The sequence below is a fragment of the Pseudomonas sp. GL93 genome, from assembly GCF_003408955.1.
Taxonomy (GTDB): domain Bacteria; phylum Pseudomonadota; class Gammaproteobacteria; order Pseudomonadales; family Pseudomonadaceae; genus Aquipseudomonas; species Aquipseudomonas paracarnis.
Genome location: NZ_NKRF01000075.1, coordinates 1 through 23,122, shown reverse-complemented (window position 1 = coordinate 23,122; position 23,122 = coordinate 1). Strand labels below are relative to the sequence as shown.

Annotated in this window: 18 protein-coding genes; 10 read left to right on the top strand and 8 right to left on the bottom strand. The window is 61.1% G+C overall.

The genetic code is table 11. From position 1 onward, the window contains the following. Nucleotides 1-7 precede the first annotated feature (7 nt). Together CER19_RS13780 and CER19_RS13775 are read right to left on the bottom strand one after the other, a co-directional pair. Nucleotides 8-946, bottom strand: a complete 939-nt coding sequence (locus CER19_RS13780; protein ID WP_116666804.1) for a DnaJ C-terminal domain-containing protein — start codon at nt 944-946, stop codon at nt 8-10. A 229-nt stretch (nt 947-1,175) separates the two neighbouring features. Then, complete coding sequence (locus tag CER19_RS13775) at nt 1,176-8,123, bottom strand: NEL-type E3 ubiquitin ligase domain-containing protein (protein WP_116666803.1); 6,948 nt, start codon at nt 8,121-8,123, stop codon at nt 1,176-1,178. Nucleotides 8,124-8,289: 166 nt separating this feature from the next. On the opposite strand from CER19_RS13775, the gene CER19_RS13770 reads away from it, so the two are divergent. Further along, nucleotides 8,290-9,558, top strand: a complete 1,269-nt coding sequence (locus CER19_RS13770; protein WP_116666802.1) for an Hsp70 family protein — start codon at nt 8,290-8,292, stop codon at nt 9,556-9,558. A gap of 136 nt (nt 9,559-9,694) precedes the next feature. Here CER19_RS13770 and CER19_RS13765 read toward each other — a convergent pair whose 3' ends face one another. The 3 genes from CER19_RS13765 to CER19_RS13750 all read right to left on the bottom strand — a co-directional run bounded on the left by CER19_RS13765 (nt 9,695) and on the right by CER19_RS13750 (nt 12,110). Next, nucleotides 9,695-10,708, bottom strand: a complete 1,014-nt coding sequence (locus CER19_RS13765; protein ID WP_003188124.1) for an AI-2E family transporter — start codon at nt 10,706-10,708, stop codon at nt 9,695-9,697. 242 nt (nt 10,709-10,950) lie between these two features. Then, entirely contained in the window at nt 10,951-11,250 is a 300-nt protein-coding gene (locus CER19_RS13755; RefSeq protein WP_032893794.1) for a PsiF family protein, read from the bottom strand. 71 nt (nt 11,251-11,321) lie between these two features. Next, nucleotides 11,322-12,110 carry a helix-turn-helix transcriptional regulator gene (locus tag CER19_RS13750; RefSeq protein WP_116666801.1) on the bottom strand — a complete coding sequence of 263 codons (789 nt, stop codon included), beginning with the start codon at nt 12,108-12,110 and terminating at the stop codon, nt 11,322-11,324. A 98-nt stretch (nt 12,111-12,208) separates the two neighbouring features. Between CER19_RS13750 and CER19_RS13745 the strand changes: the two genes are divergently transcribed. Further along, on the top strand, nt 12,209-13,096 hold the full coding sequence (locus CER19_RS13745; protein WP_116666800.1) for a DMT family transporter: 888 nt from the start codon (nt 12,209-12,211) through the stop codon (nt 13,094-13,096). Between the two features lie 96 nt (nt 13,097-13,192). Here the strand turns inward: CER19_RS13745 and CER19_RS13740 are convergent, their stop codons facing one another. Next, nucleotides 13,193-14,083: a triacylglycerol lipase gene (locus CER19_RS13740; protein WP_116666799.1), complete on the bottom strand. Its 891-nt coding sequence runs from the start codon at nt 14,081-14,083 to the stop codon at nt 13,193-13,195. 176 nt (nt 14,084-14,259) lie between these two features. Here CER19_RS13740 and CER19_RS13735 point away from each other — a divergent pair, with 176 nt between their 5' ends. After that, nucleotides 14,260-14,790, top strand: coding sequence for a bacterioferritin (locus CER19_RS13735; RefSeq protein ID WP_116666798.1), 531 nt, complete (start codon nt 14,260-14,262; stop codon nt 14,788-14,790). Between the two features lie 112 nt (nt 14,791-14,902). Here CER19_RS13735 and CER19_RS13730 read toward each other — a convergent pair whose 3' ends face one another. Next, nucleotides 14,903-16,969, bottom strand: a complete 2,067-nt coding sequence (locus CER19_RS13730) for an AsmA family protein (RefSeq protein WP_116666797.1) — start codon at nt 16,967-16,969, stop codon at nt 14,903-14,905. 357 nt (nt 16,970-17,326) lie between these two features. Between CER19_RS13730 and CER19_RS13725 the strand changes: the two genes are divergently transcribed. Both CER19_RS13725 and CER19_RS13720 read left to right on the top strand, forming a co-directional pair. Then, nucleotides 17,327-17,647 carry a hypothetical protein gene (locus CER19_RS13725; RefSeq protein WP_116666796.1) on the top strand — a complete coding sequence of 107 codons (321 nt, stop codon included), beginning with the start codon at nt 17,327-17,329 and terminating at the stop codon, nt 17,645-17,647. A 152-nt stretch (nt 17,648-17,799) separates the two neighbouring features. Next, on the top strand, nt 17,800-18,432 hold the full coding sequence (locus CER19_RS13720) for a TetR family transcriptional regulator (RefSeq protein ID WP_116666795.1): 633 nt from the start codon (nt 17,800-17,802) through the stop codon (nt 18,430-18,432). Between the two features lie 5 nt (nt 18,433-18,437). On the opposite strand, the gene CER19_RS13715 is transcribed toward CER19_RS13720, so the two are convergent. Then, nucleotides 18,438-18,944, bottom strand: a complete 507-nt coding sequence (locus CER19_RS13715) for a C40 family peptidase (protein ID WP_116666794.1) — start codon at nt 18,942-18,944, stop codon at nt 18,438-18,440. A 339-nt stretch (nt 18,945-19,283) separates the two neighbouring features. Between CER19_RS13715 and ureE the strand changes: the two genes are divergently transcribed. From ureE to CER19_RS13690, 5 genes are all read left to right on the top strand, one after another. Beyond that, entirely contained in the window at nt 19,284-19,784 is a 501-nt protein-coding gene (gene ureE, locus CER19_RS13710) for an urease accessory protein UreE (protein WP_003188112.1), read from the top strand. Continuing rightward, nucleotides 19,781-20,455, top strand: a complete 675-nt coding sequence (locus CER19_RS13705) for an urease accessory protein UreF (protein ID WP_116666793.1) — start codon at nt 19,781-19,783, stop codon at nt 20,453-20,455. Before ureE ends, CER19_RS13705 begins: the two co-directional genes overlap by 4 nt. 14 nt (nt 20,456-20,469) lie before the next feature. Next, entirely contained in the window at nt 20,470-21,084 is a 615-nt protein-coding gene (ureG, locus tag CER19_RS13700; RefSeq protein WP_116666792.1) for an urease accessory protein UreG, read from the top strand. A gap of 22 nt (nt 21,085-21,106) precedes the next feature. Next, complete coding sequence (locus tag CER19_RS13695) at nt 21,107-21,679, top strand: HupE/UreJ family protein (protein WP_116666791.1); 573 nt, start codon at nt 21,107-21,109, stop codon at nt 21,677-21,679. A gap of 173 nt (nt 21,680-21,852) precedes the next feature. Then, nucleotides 21,853-22,962, top strand: a complete 1,110-nt coding sequence (locus CER19_RS13690; protein ID WP_116666790.1) for an AGE family epimerase/isomerase — start codon at nt 21,853-21,855, stop codon at nt 22,960-22,962. Nucleotides 22,963-23,122: the final 160 nt, after the last annotated feature.

Here is a 23,122-nt window from a genome sequence, read left to right as displayed (position 1 = left end):
GACCCGCTCAGAACTGCTCGCGCGGATTGAAAGCAGCCTTTTGCGCCAGGGCCTCCCACAATGCCTTGACCTCATCATCCGCCGCCTTGGGCATGACGGCCTTGAGCTGGATGAACAGGTAGCCGCGTTGCCCGGCCTTGTTCAGCAAGCCATGGCCCTTGGCGCGCATGCGCTGGCCGTTCTGGCTGCCGGCAGGCACCTTGAGGTTGATCTTGCCGGTGAGGGTCGGCACGGCCACTTCCGTGCCCAGCGCCAACTCCCAGGGTGCCAGCGGCAGGTTGATGATCAGGTTTTCGCCGTCCACCTCGAACTTGGGGTGGGGCGCAAACTTGATGATCAGGTACAAATCCCCATTGGCGCCGCCGCCAATGCCCGGCGCGCCCTGGGCCTTGAGGCGAATGCGCTCGCCATCGGCCACACCGGCCGGGATCTTCACGTTCAGGCTTTTGGTGGTGTTGCTCACATGCCGACCGGAGGCATCGTACTGCGGCACCTGGAAGCTGATCTGCTTGGACTCGGTGGACAGGGTTTCCTCCAGAGAAACCGTGAGCTGCATCTCCACATCCTGGCCCTTGCGCCCGGTAGGACGGCGCTGGCCGCCACCGAAGGCATCGCCGCGCGAACCGAAGATCGAACTGAAAAAGTCCGAAAAGTCGCCCGCGTCCTGGCCACCACCAAAGCCGCCACGGCTCTGCCAGCCCGGCGGGCCCTGGAACGGCTGGCCATGCTGGCCGTATTTGCGCAATTCGTCGTATTCGGCGCGCTTGTCGGCGCTTTTCAGCGCTTCATAGGCCTCGGACGCATCCTTGAACTTGGCTTCGGCATCTTTTTCCTTGCTGACGTCCGGGTGATATTTACGCGCCAGCTTGCGATAAGCCGACTTGATCTCCTTGTCATCCGCCGTCGGCTCGACACCGAGAATCTTGTAGTAGTCTTTGAAATCCATGGGGGCATCACCATCCGTTATCGATATCGCGCAGCCCGCCACACGGCACGCCATGGCTGGCAGCCTGGGAATTGATGCAGGGCGCGTCATAAGTTAAGCGGCGGCACACAGACGTCATGCAATGGCTGTGTACCGCCTGGATATGCCCACAAGATTGGGGCAAAACGCCGCCTTTCAAGATGGGATAGCGCTATTTACGACGACGGACCGATTACCGATGCGGGTAGGATCAGGCGAACTGCTTTTTTATCATCCCCTCGGTGTACTGGTAGTCCATGCGCAGTTCGGTGCCCGCGGCGATAGCTTCTGTGGCGAAAAGAGCGTTGAGGATGAAGGGTTTGCGCTTTACCTGCGCCCCTGGCCCCACACCCAGCCACATATCGGCCTCGACATCAAACCCCACCGTCTCGACGTTATAGCCACCTGGCGCCTGGCGCAGCGGCTTGCCGTTGTCGTCGTACTCAAAGTGGGTGTTTATCCGCGACAGAATATTGTCCCCCGACAAATGGATCGGCACCTCCACCAGACTATTGCCCTGGGCAACACTCTGGCTGCCCACCTTCATGGTGTAGGTCTGGCCACCCTCGCCGAAGATACCCGACGGCAATACGGTACCGCCGTATACACCGACGATTTCCCCTTTGGCAATACGCCGGTTGGCCACCACCATGGACTGGCCGATCAACGCCTTTTCGCCCGGCACTTTCACATCCTGCGCCGTGAATGTGCGCAGTTGCAGTTGCGCTTCATAGCGTGCGCCGACGTGTTCATACCCTTCAAACTGAATGTAGGGTTTGACCTGCGCGGAGGTGTATTGGGTGCCGGAGTCCAAGGTCACTTGCCTTTCCAGGGAGCGGATACGGATCGGCCTGCCCTGGTAATCCCTGAGGGGGTACTTGCCATTGTTGGCGCGGATGTAACTGCCGACCGGATTAGGGTTGGCCGTAAAGTGCACTTCCCGACGCATGTAACTGAGTTCGGCCGTGGTATAGGGCTTCACCGGCATGGATTCCGAAGCATCGACAAACTCATCGCCGGCCCCCGGCTGCACCATTCCGCCCGCCAGGCCTCTACGTCGCCACACGCCGTTGAGATCAGGCTTGGCGACGATTGCGCTGCTGGTCAAACGCAAGGGGTTATCCGCCGTTTGTACCCATAACACGTAGTGCTCGCCATCGCCCGCATCGGGCATGCTCGCCACGAAGTAGCGCTTGCCATGGAAGTCGATGGCTTGCGCCTGGGACAGTTGCAGCCCGGGGCCGGTGCTTTCTACCAAGACTTCAAGGCTTGCCGTCGGAACCAGCGCCTGCGCCACTTCATCGCGGCTCAAGCGTTCGATCAATTGCGCTTCTTCGATCTCGAACTGCGCCTGCAATGCCTTGACCTTGGCGTCGTAGCTGGCGCGAGGCAGTGTCCCGGCCTCGAAATCGCGCTGCAAGGCTTCCATTTGATCGTGATGGGGTTCGTTCTGTGCTTCAAACCGCGCGCGGTATTTATTCGCCACATAGTCTTTCCAGAAGTCTCTGGCGAGCATGGCTTGCAACTCCTGAGCGGAGTTATCCAGGCTTAGCACCCGTTGGTAGGCCGCATCGAGCATCGCCTGGGTCACATTGCCGAAATGGGCAAACCGGGCCTGCTGTGGTTGGCCGGGCAATTCAAGGCGATCCTTGAGCCCATGGCGATACGCCATGCGCACCTCCACCTCTTCCACGGCCCTCAAGGCGCTCTCACGTTGGGCGGGGGTCAAGCCCTCGCGTGCGTTGATCGCGGCTCTGCGCTGGTCGATATCCTCCAGGGCGATCTTTTCCAGCTCATCGAGACGGAACAGCCCCTTGGACAGCTTCAGCAGGGCCGCACCCTGGGTCGAGTCCAAAGCAAGCGCCTTGGCGTTGTGGGTCATCAGCAGGATCTCCAGGTTGCTGAAGGTCAATGCCGCCCGGTCACAGCAGGCCGCCCGCCCCGCCCACTCGAACATCTCCTTGCGCAACTGCTCGGACTCATTGCTGTTTTGCGTGATGCCATCGATCACCTCCCAGATGCGGCGCTGCAAGTCCTCAAGACCAGCGGGCGCTATTTCCAGGTCCCGGAGCACTTCAAAGAAGCCGTCCGAACCGGGTAACGCACGCAGGGTGGACCACTGGAGCCGGCGCTGCGCCAATTGCTCAGTGGAAAAGCCTGTGGACCAGCGCCGAAACGGCGCATCCGCGCCATGCAGCTCCACCGGGCCATCCACCGCACTCGTCACGCTGGCAACCAATCGATTGGCTGCTCGCTCTGCGGCGGTGAGCCGGTCGCCGTAGGCGTTGATGCGTTGACGCGTATCGGCGGACAGCGGGTTCAGGCCCAGGTCGGTTACCCGGGTGACCCGCAGTGTCTGTCCAAGTTGCTCATCCGACGGTGCGACCAGCGCATCGGGCAAGGTGGAAATATTGTTGCCTCGCAGGTACACCATGTCCAACAGGGGGAGCTCGTCCAAGCCGGTAGGCCACGTATCGAGGCCGGTGGCCCCCATGTCCAAGGAGTGCAGATTGGTCATTTGGCTGAAGTCCGGCGCCCTGCTCAGAGGGTTTGAATTAAGCACCAGAGCCTTGAGCGTGATGCGTGACGAGAGTATCGCCGCCGAATCGGCAGTCAGGCGGATCCGGTTGTTTTGCAGGGACAAGCGGGTCAAGCCATGCATCTGCCCAACCGCCGGCGGTAACTCACGCAACTGGTTGTTCGACAAGTCGAGCCAGCGCACGCCGCGAAAACGCGCGAGGAACCCTTCCGGCGAGGTGCGAAGGTTCATATTGCTCAGTTTGAGCGAGCCCACATGGCTGAAATCCGCATCCAGGTCAGGCAGGCTCGGCAGGTTCAGATCACTGAGGTTCAACTCAAGGCCGAAAGGTTCGCCATCATTGGTGAGCTGTTGCGGTGTTTCTTGCCTCCAGCAGCGCAAGATACGCTCCCAGGCATGGTTGCGGTCACGCAAAGACCCTGCGTCATTGGCACGCTCGCCGACACGCACATAGCGCTGACGCTCACCACCGCCTGAAAACAGCCATCCGTTCAACTGCCGGAGCAGCACAGAATGCTCTTGCCAGAGGCGGTTCAACTGCGCCTCGGCCCCGTCACCCCAGGACCAGATAAGCGCCCTGGCCTTCTGCACGGAGTACTCGGGGTACATGTACACCACCTTCTCGATGCGCGGGTTTTTACTGTCGAAAGCGCCCTCCAGCGCCCCTTGCAACAGGTCGGGTCGAGACTGGGCCAGGTCCTGCCAGTACTTATCGAAGGTTTTCCAGTAATCGGGCGGGAAGGGATTATCCTCAAGCAAGGTGACATTGTTGATCCGTGCCACGGTTTCCAATTGATCCGCGGGCGGCACCAGGTTGTCCTGCGGTACCTGTTGCAGACGGTTTTGACGCAGGTCGAGGCGCTCCAGCCCGGCCTGCTCTCTCAACCCCGACGGCCACCGCTCGATTCGCGTCCAGAATAGATTCAGCTCTCTTAAATGGGGCATGCCACTGAAGTCTGGCGTCACCCCCAATGGGTTACTCGACAGGTCGAGCACTTGCAGCGCATTGAGATCGCTTAACAGTCCCGCGCTGCGTTCGGTCAACTGCAAGCCGTTGGCGTGCAGCTTCAACGACGTGAGCTGCTTCATGTCGCCAATCACCGCAGGCAGCTCGGTCATTTCGGCCCCCGTGATACTCAGGCTGTTCAACTCGGTAAAGTTTTCGAGAAACAACGCACTGGAATGCCCACTCCATTTGACATTCGACAACACCAACTCCCGGACATGGTCGAAGCCCCCTTTTACGGCGGGCAAATCCACCCAATAGAGGTTGTCCCTGGGCAGGCGAATGTGCAGTTGGCTCCCGGTCTCACGGCGCCAGCAGCGTTTGATCTCTTCGCTCACACGCCACTCCTCGCTGTAAGGGGCCAAGGCCCGCGGCCCCTTTGCTTGCGCCCACACCTTCAAGGTTTTTTTCAGGGTGCGGTACTCCAACTCACGGCTGGCCAACTCGCCCCGCACGTCTGTGCCCAGCGACTCAATGAACACTGTGACCTGTTCGTCGCTGAAGGTTGGAAACAACCGCCGTACCCGTTCCGCCGGGGAGCGAAGCACATTCCCTGCCGTCCTTAACAACTGGCGCACCCCAGGCGCGCCGCCCAGCAGCCTGGCCATCGGGTCATAGTCAGGCTTGCGCAACGGGTTCTCCTCCAGCACCGTGCGCAACGGTTCGCGCGGTAACGGGCTGCGTTGAATCGCCTGCTTCAGTTCAGCGGCACTGCTCAGACCCAGGCGCTGGCGTTCATCGAGCGCCAATTGTTCCCAGATAGCGCTGTAAAAATCGCCGGGCATGGAGGCTTGGAAGTCGCCGCTTTCCAGCCATACCAGCGTGCGTTTATGCGGAAAGTCAGGCGAGCCGATGGCATCCAGCACCGTGCCTTCAGCCGAATACTGACGCAGCTCGATGCGCGAGCCGCGGTCCCAGCCCGGCAGGGTTTCCAGGGTGCGCAAGGCCAGGCGCTGGCTGTCGAGGTGCGTCTGGGTGTCCAGATGCAACCCTTCGTAGGCACGGGCCACCCGGGTTTCCTGGGCACACCATTGGGCTTGCGTGGCCAGGGGCTCGGGCAAGCGGCGCGTGCTGCGAAAGGCCTGCAACTGATCCGTCGTCGCCCCTTGCAACACACGCTCGGCGACCGCTGTGGGCAAGGCCGGATAGGTATCCAGCAAACGCTGTACATCGGCATCGGACGTAGGGTTCAGCGCTTGGTAGCGTTGTTCCAGCAACGGCCCCTTGAACGTGTCAACGGCATCGCCGAGATAATGGCGCAGCTTGCCGGCGCGCACCTCCAGCGACTCCTCGGGGCTACCTGGAAACTCTTTGAGCAGCGGGTCGACACCCTGCAAGGTGTACAGCAACTCCCGGAGCAAACGGCCCTGGGCCATGGCGCTTTCGGTCACCACCATGACGCGCTTGCTGGCCGACGCCGGTGCATCGACCGCCTCCCAGAGCACCTCGTCCTGAGGGCCGATAACTTTCAGCGCCACGTTGTCGGGCAGCAGGCCACGGCGCTGAAGCAGGTCAAATTGCAGCGCCGGTTCGGCTTTCGAGTACACCAATGGGTCGCTGCTTTTTATCTGCTCGGCAAAGGTGGTGAGCTGTTGGTGCAATTGGAAGCGTTTGAGCGTGTCTTCCAGCAGCAACGGCAGTGGCTCGTGATGGACCGCGGCCTGGCGCAACACGTCGGTGTCGACGCCGCTGATACGCAGCGGGTCGGCCTGCTCGGCAAGCCCCAAGCGCTTGAGCAGGGTTGATTCGTCCCAGGTCAGCGGTTCTTCCAGCTCGTGGGTCCAAACGCCGTTGTGGTTGTGCTCCAGCTCCGGCGCATAAGCGTCGCGGCGCGTCGGGTGCTGAATGCGGTAATCGCCGGTGTGAGGGTCTTGCCTGACCTGATAATGCGCATCCTCGAATGCCAGCAACTGTTGACCGTCGTGGTCATACAGGCCCAGCGCGTTGGCCTTGGCCTCGGGCGCCGGTTTGACCGGCGACGCGTAGGGCGCCAGGTCAGGGTTCCACAGCACCTGCTTGCCGGACGGCATCGTCACAGGCTTGAGGTGGTCTACCGCGCTTTGCCATTTGACCGCTGGCAACACCTTGGCGCCGGTGGAAATAAACGCCACGTTCAACGCCACCGACGCAAAATGCGCCCACATTTGCCGTGGCTCGCCTTGCCCATAGGCTTCTATCCCTTCAAACACCTCGTAGCACATCTGCGACGCGCCCACGGCCAGCATGATCGGCCCCAACCCTGGCACCACGAAGGCCGCCAGGTTGAACACGCTGACAGCGGCATCGAAAAAACTTTCCAGGCGCTCCAGCCGCGCCTTGCGGTCCTCGTCCTCGGTGGGTACGGCCACGGCCCGCGCATCACTCAAGATCTTGCGGATATGCGCCTGGCGACTGCGCCGCCAGAGATCACCGCAGAGGAGGAACTCGTCCATGGGCAAATGCACCAACGGCGTACGCAGCGGATAATCCGCCCCGCCGTTGCCATTGTCGGCGGGCTGGTACAACCGGTTGAAACGAGCGAAAAATCCGCCTTGCTCGCGCACCGGCACAAAGCGGCTGAAAAAGCGTCGATACGACGCGCTGTGCAAGCGCATGCGCAGGTCGACCATGAACTCGCCACTGGAGGCGTACTCCTTGACCGGCTGTTGCGGGTCGCCGGGTATGTACACCACCAGGCGCTCGGTACGGTCCGAATGTGCACGGTCTGGCCCAATCAGCAGCGGCCCCACCAGCACGCTGTCCAGTACCTTGAGGGCGGCATAGGTAACCGGCTTACCCGCAAGCTTCGGCGTGCCGGAACCGGCTACCACCTGTTTGAGCATCTGGTAGGCATCTGCACTCAACGCGCCGTTTAACTGCAACCGGGCAATCTCGATGCTCAGCGCCAGTTGCTGGCGTTGATGCTCCTCAAGCACTTGCTCCAGCGCCTCGCGCTCCTGGGCGGCGTCGGGTTCGACCACCGCCTTGATGTGCTTGTGATACTGGGCGCCGAGGTCCAGGGAGCGGCACAGCTTGGCAAACTCATGGGGCTTGATCGCCACGGCGTGGGCGCTGACGGCGGCGAATGTCGCGATGATATGGGGGTTGTCGGGGTTCCAGCGGGTAATGAGTTGGCAATCGTTGCACGGCGCTGGCTGTTCTTCATCGGCCTCGAAATTGGCCAGGGCCGCTTCCAGCAGGGAGATACCTCGGTAGGTGTAGGTCAGGGAGGGATCGTTTTGCTGGTCAAACACGAAGGCGCCATAAAAATCATCGCGAGCACCTTTGTAGGCATATTTGCGCACGAAGAACACATTGCGTACATCCAGCTCCAGGTTGAACTGCTTTTTGAGTGCGTCCTTGAGCGGCTGCTCGGCGAACGCGAGGATGTCGTCGATCTGGCCGAGATGCGCTTCGATTGAATTGAGGGTTTCGCGAAAACGTGTGTGCTGCGCGGCCAGGGCGGTTTTGTCCTGGTGAGTCGTGGCCAGGTACCAGGAAGGAATGTCCATCTCGTGCTGGCCCAGCTCTTCCTGGCGCTGGGTCGTGCCCTCCAGGAACCAGCTTGGCACGCGTTGTTTGAGGAAGTCGTAGTGCACGCCGCGCAGGTCGGCGGTGAAGGTTGCATCAGGCATAGCGGTTCATCCGTGAGCGGTAAAACCGCAGCCTAGCCAAACCCCGGTAGGCTCAAGACGTAGCTATGTAGCACGAATGCCGGTGGATTTACGGATCACCGGTCTACGCATCCGGCCCCGAGTGACATACACTGCGCGGCCGTTTTTTGACCGGAACCTGTTAGACATGAAAAACGAATCTCCAGCCCGTGCCTGCGGCATCGACTTCGGCACGTCCAACTCCACCGTCGGCTGGATCCGCCCCGGCGAGGAGACGCTGATCGCGCTGGAGGACGGCAAAATCACCCTGCCGTCAGTGGTCTTCTTCAACTTCGAGGAACGCCGCCCGGTGTACGGTCGTCTGGCGCTGCACGAATACCTGGAGAACTATGAAGGCCGCCTGATGCGCTCGCTCAAGAGCCTGCTGGGTTCCAAGCTGATCAAGCACGACACCAGCGTGCTCGGCACTGCCATGCCCTTCACCGACCTGCTGGCACTGTTTATCGGCCAGCTCAAGAGCCGCGCCGAAGCCAACGCCGGTCGTGAATTCGAAGAAGTGGTACTGGGTCGCCCGGTATTCTTCGTCGATGACGACCCGATGGCCGACCAGGAAGCGGAAAACACCCTGGTGGATGTGGCGCGCAAGATCGGCTTCAAGGACATCTCGTTCCAATACGAACCGATTGCAGCGGCGTTCGACTACGAGTCCACCATCGAGAAAGAAGAGCTGGTGCTGATCGTCGACATCGGCGGAGGTACCTCCGACTTTTCCCTGGTACGCCTGTCGCCGGATCGCCGCCATAACGACAACCGCCAGAGCGACATCCTCGCCACCGGCGGCGTGCACATCGGCGGTACCGACTTCGACAAACAGCTCTCGCTGGCCGGCATGATGCCGCTGTTCGGCTACGGCAGCCGCATGAAGAGCGGCGCCTACATGCCCACCAGCCACCACATGAACCTGGCCACCTGGCACACCATCAACTCGGTGTATTCACAAAAATCCCAGCTGGCCCTGGGCAGTATGCGCTACGACATCGAAGACACCGGCGGCATCGACCGCCTGTTCAAACTGATCGAACAGCGCGCCGGGCACTGGCTGGCCATGGAAGTGGAAGAGACCAAGATCCAGCTCACCCACGAAGACACCCGCCACGTGCCGCTGGACCGTATCGAAGCGGGCTTGAGCGTCGACCTGAGTCGGGCACTGTTCGAGTCATCCATCGATAACCTGCTCGAACGCGTGCGCGGCAGTGTCACACAGTTACTCAATGACGCATCGGTGAGCGTGGCCCAGGTGGACACGGTGTTCTTTACCGGTGGTTCCAGCGGCATTCCGGCACTGCGCCACAGCATCTCGGCAATGCTGCCGAATGCGCGGCATGTGGAAGGCAATATCTTCGGCAGTATTGGCAGTGGTTTGGCGATTGAGGCGAGCAAGCGTTACGGCAGCTGAGTTTTAGCTGAAACCGTGGCGCGCCCTTCGCGAGCAAGCCCGCTCCCACACTTGACCGCGTTCCACCTTTGGAATGCAGTCGAATGTGGGAGCGGGCTTGCTCGCGAAGAGGCCAGTTCAGGCCCCGAATCTGTCTTTAAACCATCCCACCCAGCTTCAGCTCGCTTTTCAGATAGGCATAGTAAATCGGCCCCGCCACCACCCCCGGCAGGCCGAACGCTGCCTCAAACACCAGCATCGCCAACAGCAATTCCCATGACTTGGCACTGATCTGCCCGCCGACGATACGCGCGTTGAGGAAGTACTCGACCTTGTGAATCACGATCAAATACCCCAGCGCCGCCACCGCCACCCAGATCGACAGCGACAACGCCACGATGGTGATCAGCGTGTTGGAGATCAGGTTGCCGATCACCGGCAGCAGGCCGAGCAGGAAGGTCAGCACGATGAGGGTCTTGGTCAGCGGCAGGTGAATGCCACACAGCGGCAGCACCACCGCCAGGAAAACCGCGGTGAAAGCGGTGTTGAGCGCGGCGATTTTGATCTGGGCGAAGACGATGTTGCGAAACGCCTGGACCAGCAGGTGCAGGCGGTCGAACAGCGCGGCGGCCAGGGGCTTGCGCTTGGTCAGGTCGGGCACGCGCTGCAGGGCGATGATCGCGCCCAGCACCATGCCGATCAGCAAGGTGACGAACATGTGGGCGGCGTCTTTGCCGACCAGTTGCAGTTCGCTCAGGTGCTTGCTTAGCCAATCACCAATGGCCACGCGAAACTCCGCGGCGCTGGCGGGCAGGTAAGCGTCGATGGACGGCGGTAATTGACCGCGCGCGCGGTCGACCACGCCCATGAATTTGTCCAGGGAAGCCCCGGGGTTTTCCGCTTCGTGGAGCAGGAAGCTGATGGCGCCGGCGAAGATCAAGGCCAACACGCTGACGATCAGGGTGCCCAGCAAGGCCACCGCCAGCCAGCGCGCGCGTCGGCCTTCGATCAGGCGTTGCAGTTGAGGGGTGAGCATGTTGACCAGCTCATAGACCAACAGGCCGGCCAGCAGGCTGGGCAGCAATTTCAGCGGCAGTACCAGCAGCAACCCGCCGAAAATGATGATGTAGCTGGACAGCAACAACACATGACGCTGAGAAAACGTTGGCATACAGCCTCAAAACAAACGGCGTTGAAGGATGTTGTAGGAGCGAGCTTGCTGTGGCGAGGGAGCTTGCTCCCGCTGGGCTGCGAAGCAGCCCCAAACCATTGAGCCGGTGTGCACCAGGCATACTCGTCTGTTCGGTTTGGGAGCGCTTCGCGCTCCAGCGGGAGCAAGCTCCCTCGCCACACTTGCTCGCTCCTACAAAGGGGCTGTGTGCGAGTGTCGCAGCCTTCTATGGCCCGGGGCTATTATTTCTTCAGGCAAGTGCTCATGAAGGTTTTGCGCGCATCACCGGCCAAGGCCTGGGTTTTCGCCGACGCATTGCAATCTTTCATCTTCTGCTGCTGCGGGGTCAGGGTCTTGGCATCGTTGGCGGCAGGTGCCGACAGGCAAGTCTTCATGAAAGTCTTGCGCTCATCGCCCTTGAGCGTCTTGGTGGTGGCCTCGGCATTGCAGGTGGTCATTTTGTTCTGCTGGGCAGTGGCGGCAAAACCCTGGGCACACATCAGCAGGCCCATCATCAACAATGGAATACGCAGCATCTTCATGGAGTTTTCTCCCTGTTACCGTGCCGACGGGCACGGCCTACAGCGCAGTGTAGTCAAAACCTGTTACAACTTCACCGGCCACGAATACTCGACCGCCGATATTGCTCCGGCGTGCAGCCGGCGTGGCGTTGGAACATGGCGATAAACGCCGAGGCGGTGCTGTAGCCCAGATCAAACGCCACGTGTTGCACGCTGCGGTCGCTGTCCAGCGCTTCGATGGCCGCCAGGTAGCGCAGGCGCTGGCGCCATTCGCCAAAGCTCATGCCCAGCTCGCGCACAAACTGGCGCGCCAGGGTGCGCTCGCTCACATGCACCTGCTCGGCCCATTGCGCCAGCGGGCGGTTGTCTCCCGGCTCTGCCTGCATGCCCTCCAAGACCCCAAGCAATCCTGGGTGGCGGGCGTAGGGCAGGAAGCAATCGTGGACCGGCGCCTGCCGGAGTTGGTCCACCAGCACTTGGGCCAGCCGGATATCGGCGTCGGTGCGCGGCGCATTGACGTCGCGCAGGGCGAAATCCTTGAGGATCGCCTTGAGAATGTCGCTGATCGCCAGCGTGCAAGGCTGCTGCGGCAACTGCTCGCATAGCTGCGGCGCCAGACCTACGGAGTGGTAGACAATCGCCTCGGCATTGTAGGAGCTGTGCTCGGTATGCGGCGGCACCCACACCGCGTATTGCGGTGGCGACATGAAGCGATTGCCCGCCACTTCCATGCGCATCACGCCGCTGGCCGAGTAATCCAGCGAGCCCCAGGTGTGCTGGTGCGGGGTACATTCGGTGTCCGGGGCAAAATCGGAATACCGAAAATACACCGGGCTGGGCAGGCGGGCGAAATCCGGTAGGCGTACGGTGTGTCGGGACATATTGTCTGGATTCAACGCTCAGTTGTCTGGATCGCAGTATAGGCTTCGATCCAGACAGAGGATAATCCTGCCTCGTCAACACACTGGGTTTCTTTTCAATGCAATACGCGTATCCGCTGCTGGCTATCTTTATCTGGGCCGGCAACACCGTGGTCAACAAATTGGCCGTGGGCTCGATCTTCCCGGCTGAAATCGGCTTTTACCGCTGGCTGTTCGCTGCGTTGCTGTTCACGCCGTTCATGCTCAAACCGGTGGTCGCCCACTGGCCGCAGATCCGCCCCAACCTGGGCAAGATCTTTATCCTCGGCGTGCTCGGCATGGCGGTGTATCAAAGCCTGGCCTATTACGCCGCGACGCTGACCAGCGCCACCAACATGGGCATCATCCTGTCGCTGATGCCGTTAATGGCGCTGACCGCTGCGATCATCAGCCTTGGCCAACGCCTGACCTTTGGTGCGATGACCGGCGCGGTGCTGTCGTTCGCAGGCGTGGTAGTAGTGGTGTCGGCCGGCAGCCTGGGCGCGTTGCTGCAACATGGGGTCAACCTGGGCGACGGCATGATGCTGGTTGCGACGCTGGCCTATGCGGTCTACAGCACCCTGCTGAAAAAATGGCAGCTGCGCCTGCCGCCATTGGTGCTCCTGTATTTGCAGGTGCTGGTGGCGGTGCTGGTGCTGTTTCCGCTGTTCCTGTTTTCGGCCAAGGCAGGGCTGGGTTGGGCGAATATCCCGCTGGTGCTGTATGCGTGCCTGCTGGCGTCGATGCTGGCGCCGTTGGCGTGGATGCACTCGGTGAAGACCCTGGGGCCAAGCCGTACCACACTGTTTTTCAATCTGCTGCCCTTGATCACCGCGCTGATTGCAGCGCTGGTGCTCAAGGAAGAGCTGGCGCTGTATCACTTGGTGGGCGGTTTGCTGACCTTGGGTGGGGTGATTCTGTCGGAGCGCTGGACCACGCCAGTTGGCCGTCGGGTCAGTGTGGCCTGAGCTTTCGCTATCGCAGGCAAGCCAGCTCCCACAGGGGAATGCACTTCAACGGTGGGAGCTGGCTTGCCTGCGAAGAGCGATAACGCGGTCCCCCGGCTAAACACCGGCCGCCTTCAGCCGTCGCGCATGCTCGACAAACAAGCGGATCGGCTCGGCGCCCTTGCCCACCAGTCCCAGGGATTGGTTGACGATATCGAAATGGTCCAGGGCGTAATCATCGCCGATCACCGTGCCCAGGTGTGAGCTGTAACGCCCGACCATGCCGTCACACTGGCCCTTCTCCCGCACAAAGCTGCGGGCGAACCAGCGGCAGCTGCGATTCGTCCCGTCCAACAGGTTGCGCCCGCGATCTGTCTTGCCCGGCTGCAAGGTGCCGGACCACGAGTAATAGCGCACGCCATTGACCTCCTCCAGGCCGTGCCCACCCCATTCCTGGGGCAACCCCTGGGGATATTGGCGATTGAACAGCGCCACGCCCGCGCTGGTCAGGGACTGATGCGAGGCCGGCAGATCGGCCTTGAAGCGCGGCCCGCGATAGCCGGTTTCCAGCAGGCCCATCACCCAGGCGGCCAAGTGAAAGGCAGCGCTCATCAGTCGGCCTTTGGCGCTGTCGACCGGGTAATGGGTGTGGATATGATCGGCCAGTTCCGAACCATGGTTGGGCCCGGCCACCGAGGTCACCGAGGCCACCCATTGCGGGTGTGTGGCTGCCGCATAGCGAGCGGTGAGCGAGCCCTGGCTATGCCCGATCAGGTTGACCTTGTCGGCGCCGGTCTCGCGCAGAATCCGCTCGATCTGCACCAGCAACTGCTCACCGCGTACCTCACTGGAATCCAGCGGCGCGACTTGCACGGCAAATACCTGCGCCCCACCAGCCCGCAGCGCCGTGACGATGCCGTACCAGTAAGGGAACCACCCCAGGCGCACAAACCCCAGCATGCCGGGTACCAATACCAGGGGGTAACGTGTGGCTAATGACTGCGGCATGTATCGAACGTCCTTGAACCAGACGGAATCAAGTCAGGCTAACCCACTCCCACGACCAGAAGATGACACCTGCTGGCAAATCCAATAAAACTTTTTGCGCCGCCCAGGACTCACACCTGATAGCGATCACGCCGGCAGAGCGTGGCGTACAACCGGATTAGCCCCAGGAGATTGAAATGACTCAAGCACAATTGACTGACGTTGCGACCCTGCGCAGCCGCGCCCGCCAGAACGTTGAAAACGGCGCCGTAACCGAAGGCTATGACGCCGACCGCGAAGAAATCATCCGCCTGCTCAACGAGTCGCTGGCCACCGAATTGGTTTGCGTGCTGCGCTACAAGCGTCACTACTTCATGGCCAACGGCCTCAAGGCTAGCGTGGCTGCCGATGAGTTCTTGGAACATGCGACCCAGGAAGCCGAGCACGCCGACAAACTGGCCGAGCGCATCGTGCAACTGGGCGGCGAGCCGGAGTTCAACCCCGACCTGCTGTCCAAGAACTCCCATGCGCAATACGTGGCGGGCAACACCTTGAAGGAAATGGTCTACGAAGACCTGGTGGCCGAGCGGATCGCGGTAGACAGCTACCGCGAGATCATCCAGTACATCGGTGACAAAGACCCGACTCCCCGTCGCATCTTCGAAGACATCCTGGCCCAGGAAGAAGAACACGCCGATGACATGGCGGATATTCTGCAGGATCTGTAATAACTAACACCGCAACACCCACTGTGGGAGCGGGCTTGCCCGCGATAGCGTTGGATCAGTTGATAAATCATTGACTGATACTCCGCTATCGCGGGCAAGCCCGCTCCCACAGTTACTTAACAGTCTTTGGCGCCTTGCCTTCCTTCATCTGTTGCAGCAACGGTGCGCACTCATTGGGCTCACCACCGCTTGGGGCTACCAAGGCAAGCAAGCCGGCGGCAGGCCCGGCAATCACACCCAAAGCGACCATGCCGGCACCGCGCAGGGCCAGGGGGATGGCCTTGACCCCGGCATTGGGCTTGATGAACGGCCCGTTGACGTACAGGGGTGACCGCAGGGAGAACAGGCGAAAGCCCTTGGATTCCGGCGTGATGGTCAGGTCCAATTGCTCGGTGGCCATATTCGCGGTGCCGTCGATGTAGATGATCGCGTTCTCGGTGTCGAACACAAACAGCCGCGTGGTCGCCAGGCCTGTCTTGATGCCGAAGTCCGCCGCTGCGCAATTGATCTTCACTTCCTCGTCGCCGAACAGGCGGCCCACCACGTAGTTGCCCACGTTGAGCCCGGCGATTTCCATCAGACTTCGGCTGATGGCGCCATCGTTGATGAGCATCTTCAGGTCACCGCTGGACGTGCCCAACAGTGCCGCCACCGAGTTACCGCGCCCGGCAATATCGGCATCGCCGTTGAGCTCACCAAAGCTGGTTTTCATCGGTTCGAAGGTCGGGAACAACTGCTTGAGCTTGAAGTTACGCGCCGTGAGTTTGGCGCGGCCTTCCATCGGTGTGATGCGGCCGTTCAAGCGAATCTGCGCATCGAGCTTGCCACCGGCCACGCCGAAGCGCAGGGGTTCGAGACTCAGTTGGCCGTCGTTAAGCACCAGGTGGGTGTAGAGGTCGGTAAAGGGCAAATCGGCGCTGTGCACGATGCGCTTGCCGGTGAACTCGACGTCGGCATCCATATCGCGCCAACGCTCGGTGCGGAACTCTTCAACCGGCAGCACTTTGGTCGCCGGCTGTTTGCTTTCACCACCACGGGCTTTTTGCTTGGCGTTGGAGTCCGCGCCAATCAAAGGTGCCAGGTCATCCATCAGCAGTTGGTTGGACACCAGCGCGCCACTGAGCTTGGGCCGTGGCTGGCTGGCGACATAGGCCAGGTCGCCGTGGATGTCGCTGTTGCCGATCTTGCCGTTGAAGTTCTCGTAGCGGAAGGAGGCGCCGCTGGCCTCATGCAGTTTGGCGATCAGGTGACCGTCGGTGGAATAGGCCGGCGAGTCCGGCAGGGTCACGCCGGTGAGCGGGTACAGGTTGCCCAGGCTGCTGCCCGAGAGTTTCAGGCGCAGGTCCAGGGCGCCGAGGTTCAGCGGGTCGGTCAGGGTGCCAGCCAGGGCGATGCTGGTGTCCGCGATCTTGACCTGGGCTTGCAGCGGGAACGGCTTGGCCGCGTCCTGCAAGGCCAGCAAGCCACCGATCTTACCCGTGCCCGCGAGTTTCTGGCCGTGGTACTGGCCTTTGACCTTGAGGCCGAACGCATAGTCCTGAGGCGCCGAGCCTTTTTCCAGGGCCTTCTTGGCATCGGCGTCGCCGACGATTTCGCCAAAGGGAATCGGCTTGCCCAGCGGGTCGATGATCACATCCAGCTGGGTCTTGAGGCTTTGATCGTCAAGGGTCACATGGCCTTTGTCGAAGCCGATGGCGCCAATGTCCACCACCCAGTTGGACGGTTCGGCGTCAGGGTCCTTGGGGTCGAACTTGAAGGTCCAGTTGGCACGGCCATCAGCCAGGCGCTGCAACTGGGCACTGGGTTCGGTGAGGTCGATGCGCGGGATCACCACACGCTGCACCAGCAAGGCCAGGGGCGATATGCGCAGCTCAACCTTCTTGAGCGTGACCATCTGCGGTTGTTTCGACCAATCTGGGTTACCCAGGGTCAGGTCTTCGGCAATTACATGGGGCCACGGCACCCAGGCGCGCCAACCGCCTTCATCGGGCTCACGCTGCCACACCACTGCGAGGTTGCCGTTGATGGCGAACGGGCGGTGCAGTTCTTCGGAGACCTTGGCATTGAGGGGCGGCTTGATGCGGTTCCAGTCGAAGAACACCAACACCAGTACCACGATGGCCATTAACAGAACGAAGCTGGCGCAGCTCCAAGCGAGAATTTTACGAGTGCGCGTCATTGCACAGGGCTCCTGAATACGACTGGCTGGGCTACAGCCTTTTAAACAGCTTATAGGACTACGACTGGCAAAGTGCCTGGGGGTTTAACGCAACGGCGGATTTAGCCGAAAAAAGCGATTTTCCTGATCAACCCGACAATTTTCCCCATCGATGACGCACCATTGTTACCCAGGCTCGTGTCGAAAATACCCACATCGGTGCAAAGCCGCGGGCTTGAGAGGCTCGATCTAGAGCCTCCGGGGAGAACAATCAATTCTGTTGATTATTACCATTGTGTTTATGAACTTTTATATCGACTTATCAAGGGTAACATTAGCCCTGTACCCACTTTATCGCCCTCCCTAGGAGCAACCATCATGAAACGCCAATTACTCGCTACCGTTCTGTTATCTGTCCTGGCTTCCAGCGCTTTTGCCCTGCCAGCTGCCGAACAGGTCACCCCACAGAACAAAGCCCAAGCCGTGCAAACCAGCCAAACCGTGGCTCGCAGCGGTTCGCAAGAAGACGAAAACCGTGATTACGCCAAAGGCGCCGTGGCTGAAAATGGCTACAACCGCCTGCAAGAGAAAGGTCTGGTCGAAGGCGGTGCTGAACAAGCCAACAAACGCGCCTACACCGAAGGCGTTGCTGAAGGCGGTGCCGACCGTCTGCAAGAACTGCATCAAGCACAGAGCTAAGCCTGTGGTGGCCCAGAAAAAAAGCCCGATCTGCCGATCGGGCTTTTGCTTTTATATAGACCGCGTCCCGCCCCGCCCCTGCCAAGTTCGACGCCGGCAAAGCGCTTTTGCTAGAGTGCGTCGCTGTACTTGCCGACAAAGCTCATCCGCTCATGCTGCCCCGCGCCGAACAGAGGCAACAGACCCGCCTCGCCCTGATGGACGCAGCCCGCCATCTGATGGAGTGTGGCCGTGGGTTTGGCAGCCTGAGTTTGCGCGAAGTGGCCAAGACCGCGGGTATCGTGCCCACCGGTTTCTATCGTCATTTCGCCGATATGGACCAGCTTGGGCTGGTATTGGTCAGCGAGGTCGGCCAGACCTTTCGCGCCACGATCCGCCTGGTGCGCCACAACGAATTCGTGATGGGCGGCATCATTGATGCCTCGGTGCGCATCTTTCTCGATGTGGTTTCGGCTAACCGCTCTCAGTTCCTCTTCCTGGCTCGCGAACAGTACGGCGGCTGTCTGGCCGTGCGCCAAGCCATCGCCGCCCTGCGCGAAGACATCACCCGCGACCTGGCCGCCGACTTGACGTTGATGCCCAAGTTGCAGCACCTGGATGCGGAAGGTTTGCACGTGATGGCCGACCTGATCGTCAAGAGTGTGTTCGCCACCCTGCCCGATATCATCGACCCACCGCCCCACGCCTTGCCGGCCCATCTTACGCCCCAAGCGAAAATCACCCAGCAACTGCGCTTTATCTTTATCGGCCTCAAGCATTGGCAAGGGCTGGGCAGCACCGAATAAGCCAATCAACCCGCCGTGTGGAACCGTTTGGCGGTGGTGTAGTGCTTGTTCCAGTAGCTATTGCTCAATGAGTCGATACGGATGGTTTTACCGGTGCGCGGCGAATGGATGAATTTGCCTTGGCCAATGTAAAGCCCGACATGGCTGACCTGGCCGCGCCCGTTGCCTTTGAAAAACACCGCATCCCCAGGCTTCAACGCATTGCGCTTGATGGTCGCCGCCGATGAGCGGTGCATGGCCGTGGTGGTGCGCGGTATCTGGATATTGGCCTGGGTCTTGAACAGGTACACCAGGAAGCTGCTGCAATCGAAGCCCTGCTCCGCCGAGGTGCCGCCCCACTTGTAGGGCGTACCGAGCAACTCATGGGCGCGGTCGATCACGTCGTCGATGGAGGCGGGCTTGAGGCTTTGCAGCGACGAGCCGAAGCTGGCGCGGGGCTGAAAATTGGCCGATGCCGTTGAAATGAAGAAGGTCAGGCTGGCCAGGCATATACAGAAAATTGATCGAAGCATGATGAACGTCACGGGGGTATTAAACAGGGCGCATAGCCTAAAGAACCCTCAGGTAATCTCATGAACTCCAAATCCTCATGATTCGTAGGAAAAATCCTAAAAACTGCCTACAGAGAAAAAGATGAAAGAAATTTCATCAAGACAAGCGCCGCCATCAACGCAAAACGCCCTTCGCCGGTGCTATAAACCTCGCCACGCACCAAATTGATTCACGCACTGAATTATCCGACGCCCTATTGAGCAGCATGCCTGCCTGACTACAGGGAATTCCTACTCAATTCCGTGATTGGCAAGCCCCTTGCTCTAGGTCTTTCATCGCTCACAGCTGGAAGCTCTCTGATGCTGGTGATACACCGCCGAATCGCCCCCCAAGCCCTCTGGGCCGCCGAGTTGCTGCTCAATTTCGAAGCCCGCAGCAAAAGCCGCCTGCGCTGTTTCAGTGCCGACGGTGAAGACGTCGGCCTGTTTTTGGAGCGGGGCCAGCCGCCCTTGCACGATGGTGAATTCCTACAGGCAGAAGACGGACGCGTCGTACGGGTGTGCGCCCGTCCTGAACAACTGCTGCACGTCACCTGCCGCAACGCGTTCGAGTTGACCCGCGCCGCCTATCACCTGGGCAACCGCCATGTGGCCCTGCAAGTCGGTGACGGCTGGCTGCGCCTGCTCGATGACTACGTGCTCAAGGCCATGCTTGAACAGCTGGGTGCCGATGCACAGACCATCGAAGCGCCGTTTCAACCCGAGCACGGCGCCTATGGCGGCGGCCATCATCATTCGCGCCATGGTGATGAAGACTTCAACTACGCCCCCAAGCTACATCAGTTCGGCGTACGTCTATGAACCCAGCCTGGGCGCTCCTACGCCTGGCCAGTCCGCACCTGCCGATTGGCGGCTATAGCTATTCCCAGGGCCTGGAAATGGCGGTGGACAACGGCCGCGTGCAGGATGCCGCGAGCGCCCGACGTTGGATCAGTGACCAGTTGCTGCTCAACCTGGCGCGTTTCGAAGCGCCGCTGTTGCTTGCCCATTGCCGCGCAGCCGTCGAGCAGGACTGGACACAACTGGCGCAGTGGTGCGACGAGCATCGCGCCAGTCGTGAGACCCGGGAGCTGTATCAGGAGAGTCGCCAGATGGGCTACTCCCTGCAACAACTGCTCAACGGCTTGCCGGAACTGGACAACAGCGCCCGTGACTTTCTTGCACAACGCGACGAAGCGCACTTGGCCCTTGGCTGGGCCTTGGCCGCGCGCGCCTGGCACATCAACGCCGACGACGCCCTCGCCGCCTGGCTGTGGAGCTGGCTGGAAAACCAATTGGCAGTGCTGATGAAAACCCTGCCACTGGGCCAGCAAGCCGCCCAGCGCCTGACCAGCGAACTGCTGCCGCTGCTGCAACAAGCCCAGCAGGATGCCGGACGCATTAACCCTAACCATATGGGCAGCGCCGCTTTTGGCCTGTCCCTGGCGTGCATGGCCCACGAGCGCCAGTACAGCCGCCTGTTCCGTTCCTGATTGTGGAGAAGCACATGAACACACAACCCCTGCGCGTCGGTATCGGCGGCCCGGTAGGCTCGGGCAAGACCGCCCTGACCCTGGCCCTGTGCCTGGCGCTGCGCGATCGCTACAACCTGGCGGTGGTGACCAACGACATCTACACCCGCGAAGACGCCGACTTCCTGGTGCGCAACCAGGCCCTGGCGCCGGAGCGCATCATCGGAGTGGAAACCGGTGGCTGCCCGCACACAGCGATTCGCGAAGATGCCTCGATCAACCTGGAGGCCGTGGATCAACCCAACCGCCGCTTTCCCGGCCTGGACCTGATTCTGGTGGAGTCCGGCGGCGACAACCTGTCAGCCACCTTCAGCCCGGAACTGTCGGACCTGACCATCTATGTGATCGATGTGTCTGCGGGCGACAAGCTGCCGCGCAAGGGCGGGCCCGGTATTTGCAAGTCTGACCTGCTGGTGATCAACAAGATCGACCTGGCCCCGCTGGTGGGTGCCTCGCTGGAGCTAATGAACAGCGACACCCAACGCATGCGCAACGGCAAACCCTTTGTGTTCAGCAACCAGAAAACCGGGGTCGGCCTGGACGACATCGTCGCCTTCATCGAACGCCAGGGCCTGCTGACCGCCGCCTGATCAACCCATAAGGAACCTGTCCATGAGACTCAACAGACTTTTCGCCGCCGCCGCGCTGCTGCTCGCCCCTGCCCTGGCCTTCGCCCATCCGGGCCATGGCGACAATGGCCTGGTGGCCGGTATCAGCCACCCCCTGGGCGGCCTCGATCATTTGCTGGCGATGCTTGCGGTGGGCCTCTGGGCTGCCCAACAAAAAGGCACCGCGCGCTGGGCGCTGCCGTGCACCTTTGTCGGCACCATGCTGATCGGCGGCGTGCTGGGTTTTGAAGGGCTGCAACTACCGGCGCTGGAAAGCGGGATTGCCGCATCGGTGCTGGCCTTGGGCCTGGCGGTAGCGTTGGCGGTGCGGCCGCCGCTGTTCGTGGCCGTGGGCGCCACGGCCTTGTTTGCGCTGTTTCACGGCGTGGCCCATGGCCTGGAACTGCCGGACATGACCAGCCCTTGGGCGTATGCGGCTGGGTTTGTGGGGGCGACCGCGGCCTTGCATGCAGCCGGTTATGCAGTCGTGCGCTTTTTGCCAGCTGCTGCTGCACCCTTGGTGCGGGTGGCCGGGGCGGCTTCGGCGGCGACTGGGGTGTGGTTGTTGGCGGGCTGATCGCCAGCGCCTGTAAGGGCCTCATCGCAGGCAAGCCAGCTCCCACATGTGAGACGGTTCACACTTCAAAAATGTGGGAGCGGGCTTGCCCGCGATAGCGCCAGTACAAACACCACCGATCCCAAGCCTGCTCCCATGCGCGGCAAACCCCCCTGCCGTGACGACGCCAGCCAATGCCCATCGCTTCCCCCTCTTCCCTGACGCCTGTGCTCACGCACTTCCATGACCTGATCGTGCCCCTCTGGCAAGGCCCGGGCTGGAATGCCGACCTGGCATTGCCCTTTGAGGCCCTGGACGCCGACCACCAGCCACTGCCCCCACAGCGCTATCGCGCCATGGCCTGCGCCCGGCAGTTGTACCTGTTCGCCAGCCTGATCGGCGAGCCCGGCGCGGCTTTTGCCGAAGAACGTGCGGCAGCGCTGTTTCGCTCCCTGCAACGGCACTTCCATGATGCCGAACACGGTGGCTGGTTCTACAGCATCGACCCCGCCGGCCAGCCGCTGGACAAGCGCAAAGACCTCTACACCCACGCCTTCATTATTTTTGCCTGCGCCCATTACTGGGCGAAGGTGCGTGAGCCATTGGTAGAGTCGGTGCTCAACGCTGCCCTGGAAGTCGTCGCCCAACGCTTTGCCACCGGCGACGGTTTGTACGAAGCAGTACTGGAACGCAATTGGGCCTCCCTCAACTCAGGCCCCTTGCAAAACCCGCTGATGCACCTGGCCGAAGGTTTCCTGGCCACCCTCGCGGTGCGTGAGGACGCCCAGGTGCAAGCGGCCCTGCTGGCACTGGCGACGGCCATGCAGCAACGTTTCATCGACCGCGAGCACGGCGTGATGATGGAGAAACCTTTGGGCGCTGTGGATAACTGGTTTGAGCCGGGGCACCAGTTCGAATGGTTCTTTTTGCTCGAGTCTTCAGCTGTGCTGCGCGGCACCGCGCTGCATGGCTCGCTGACACGGGCATTTGCCTATGCCGAGCAAAAGGGTGTGGATAAGTTAAGCGGTGCGGTCAGCGGCATGCTCGCGCTGGATGGCACGGTGCGCGACGGTACCCAACGGATCTGGGCACAGGCGGAGTACCTGCGGGCGCTGACCTTGCGGCCAGGTAGCGAAGCGGTGCTGCAGCGTCAGTTGCAGGCGTTGCAACAGCGCTTTTTGCATGCCAAGGGTTGGCATGAATGCCTGGATGCCGAGGGTAAGGTGAGCCGACGGGATATGCCTTCGACTACGCCTTATCATTTGGCGACTTGCTATCAGGGCTTGGTCCAGCATCTGGGCTGACCTGCAAGGCCCCATCGCAGGCAAGCCAGCTCCCACATTTTAATGTGCAAACACTATCAACTGTGGGAGCTGGCTTGCCTGCGATAGCCTCACCTCGGTCTAACAGACTTTAGGCAATCCACTTGCGGTCGCCTGTAAAACTGATCGTCAACCACCGCGC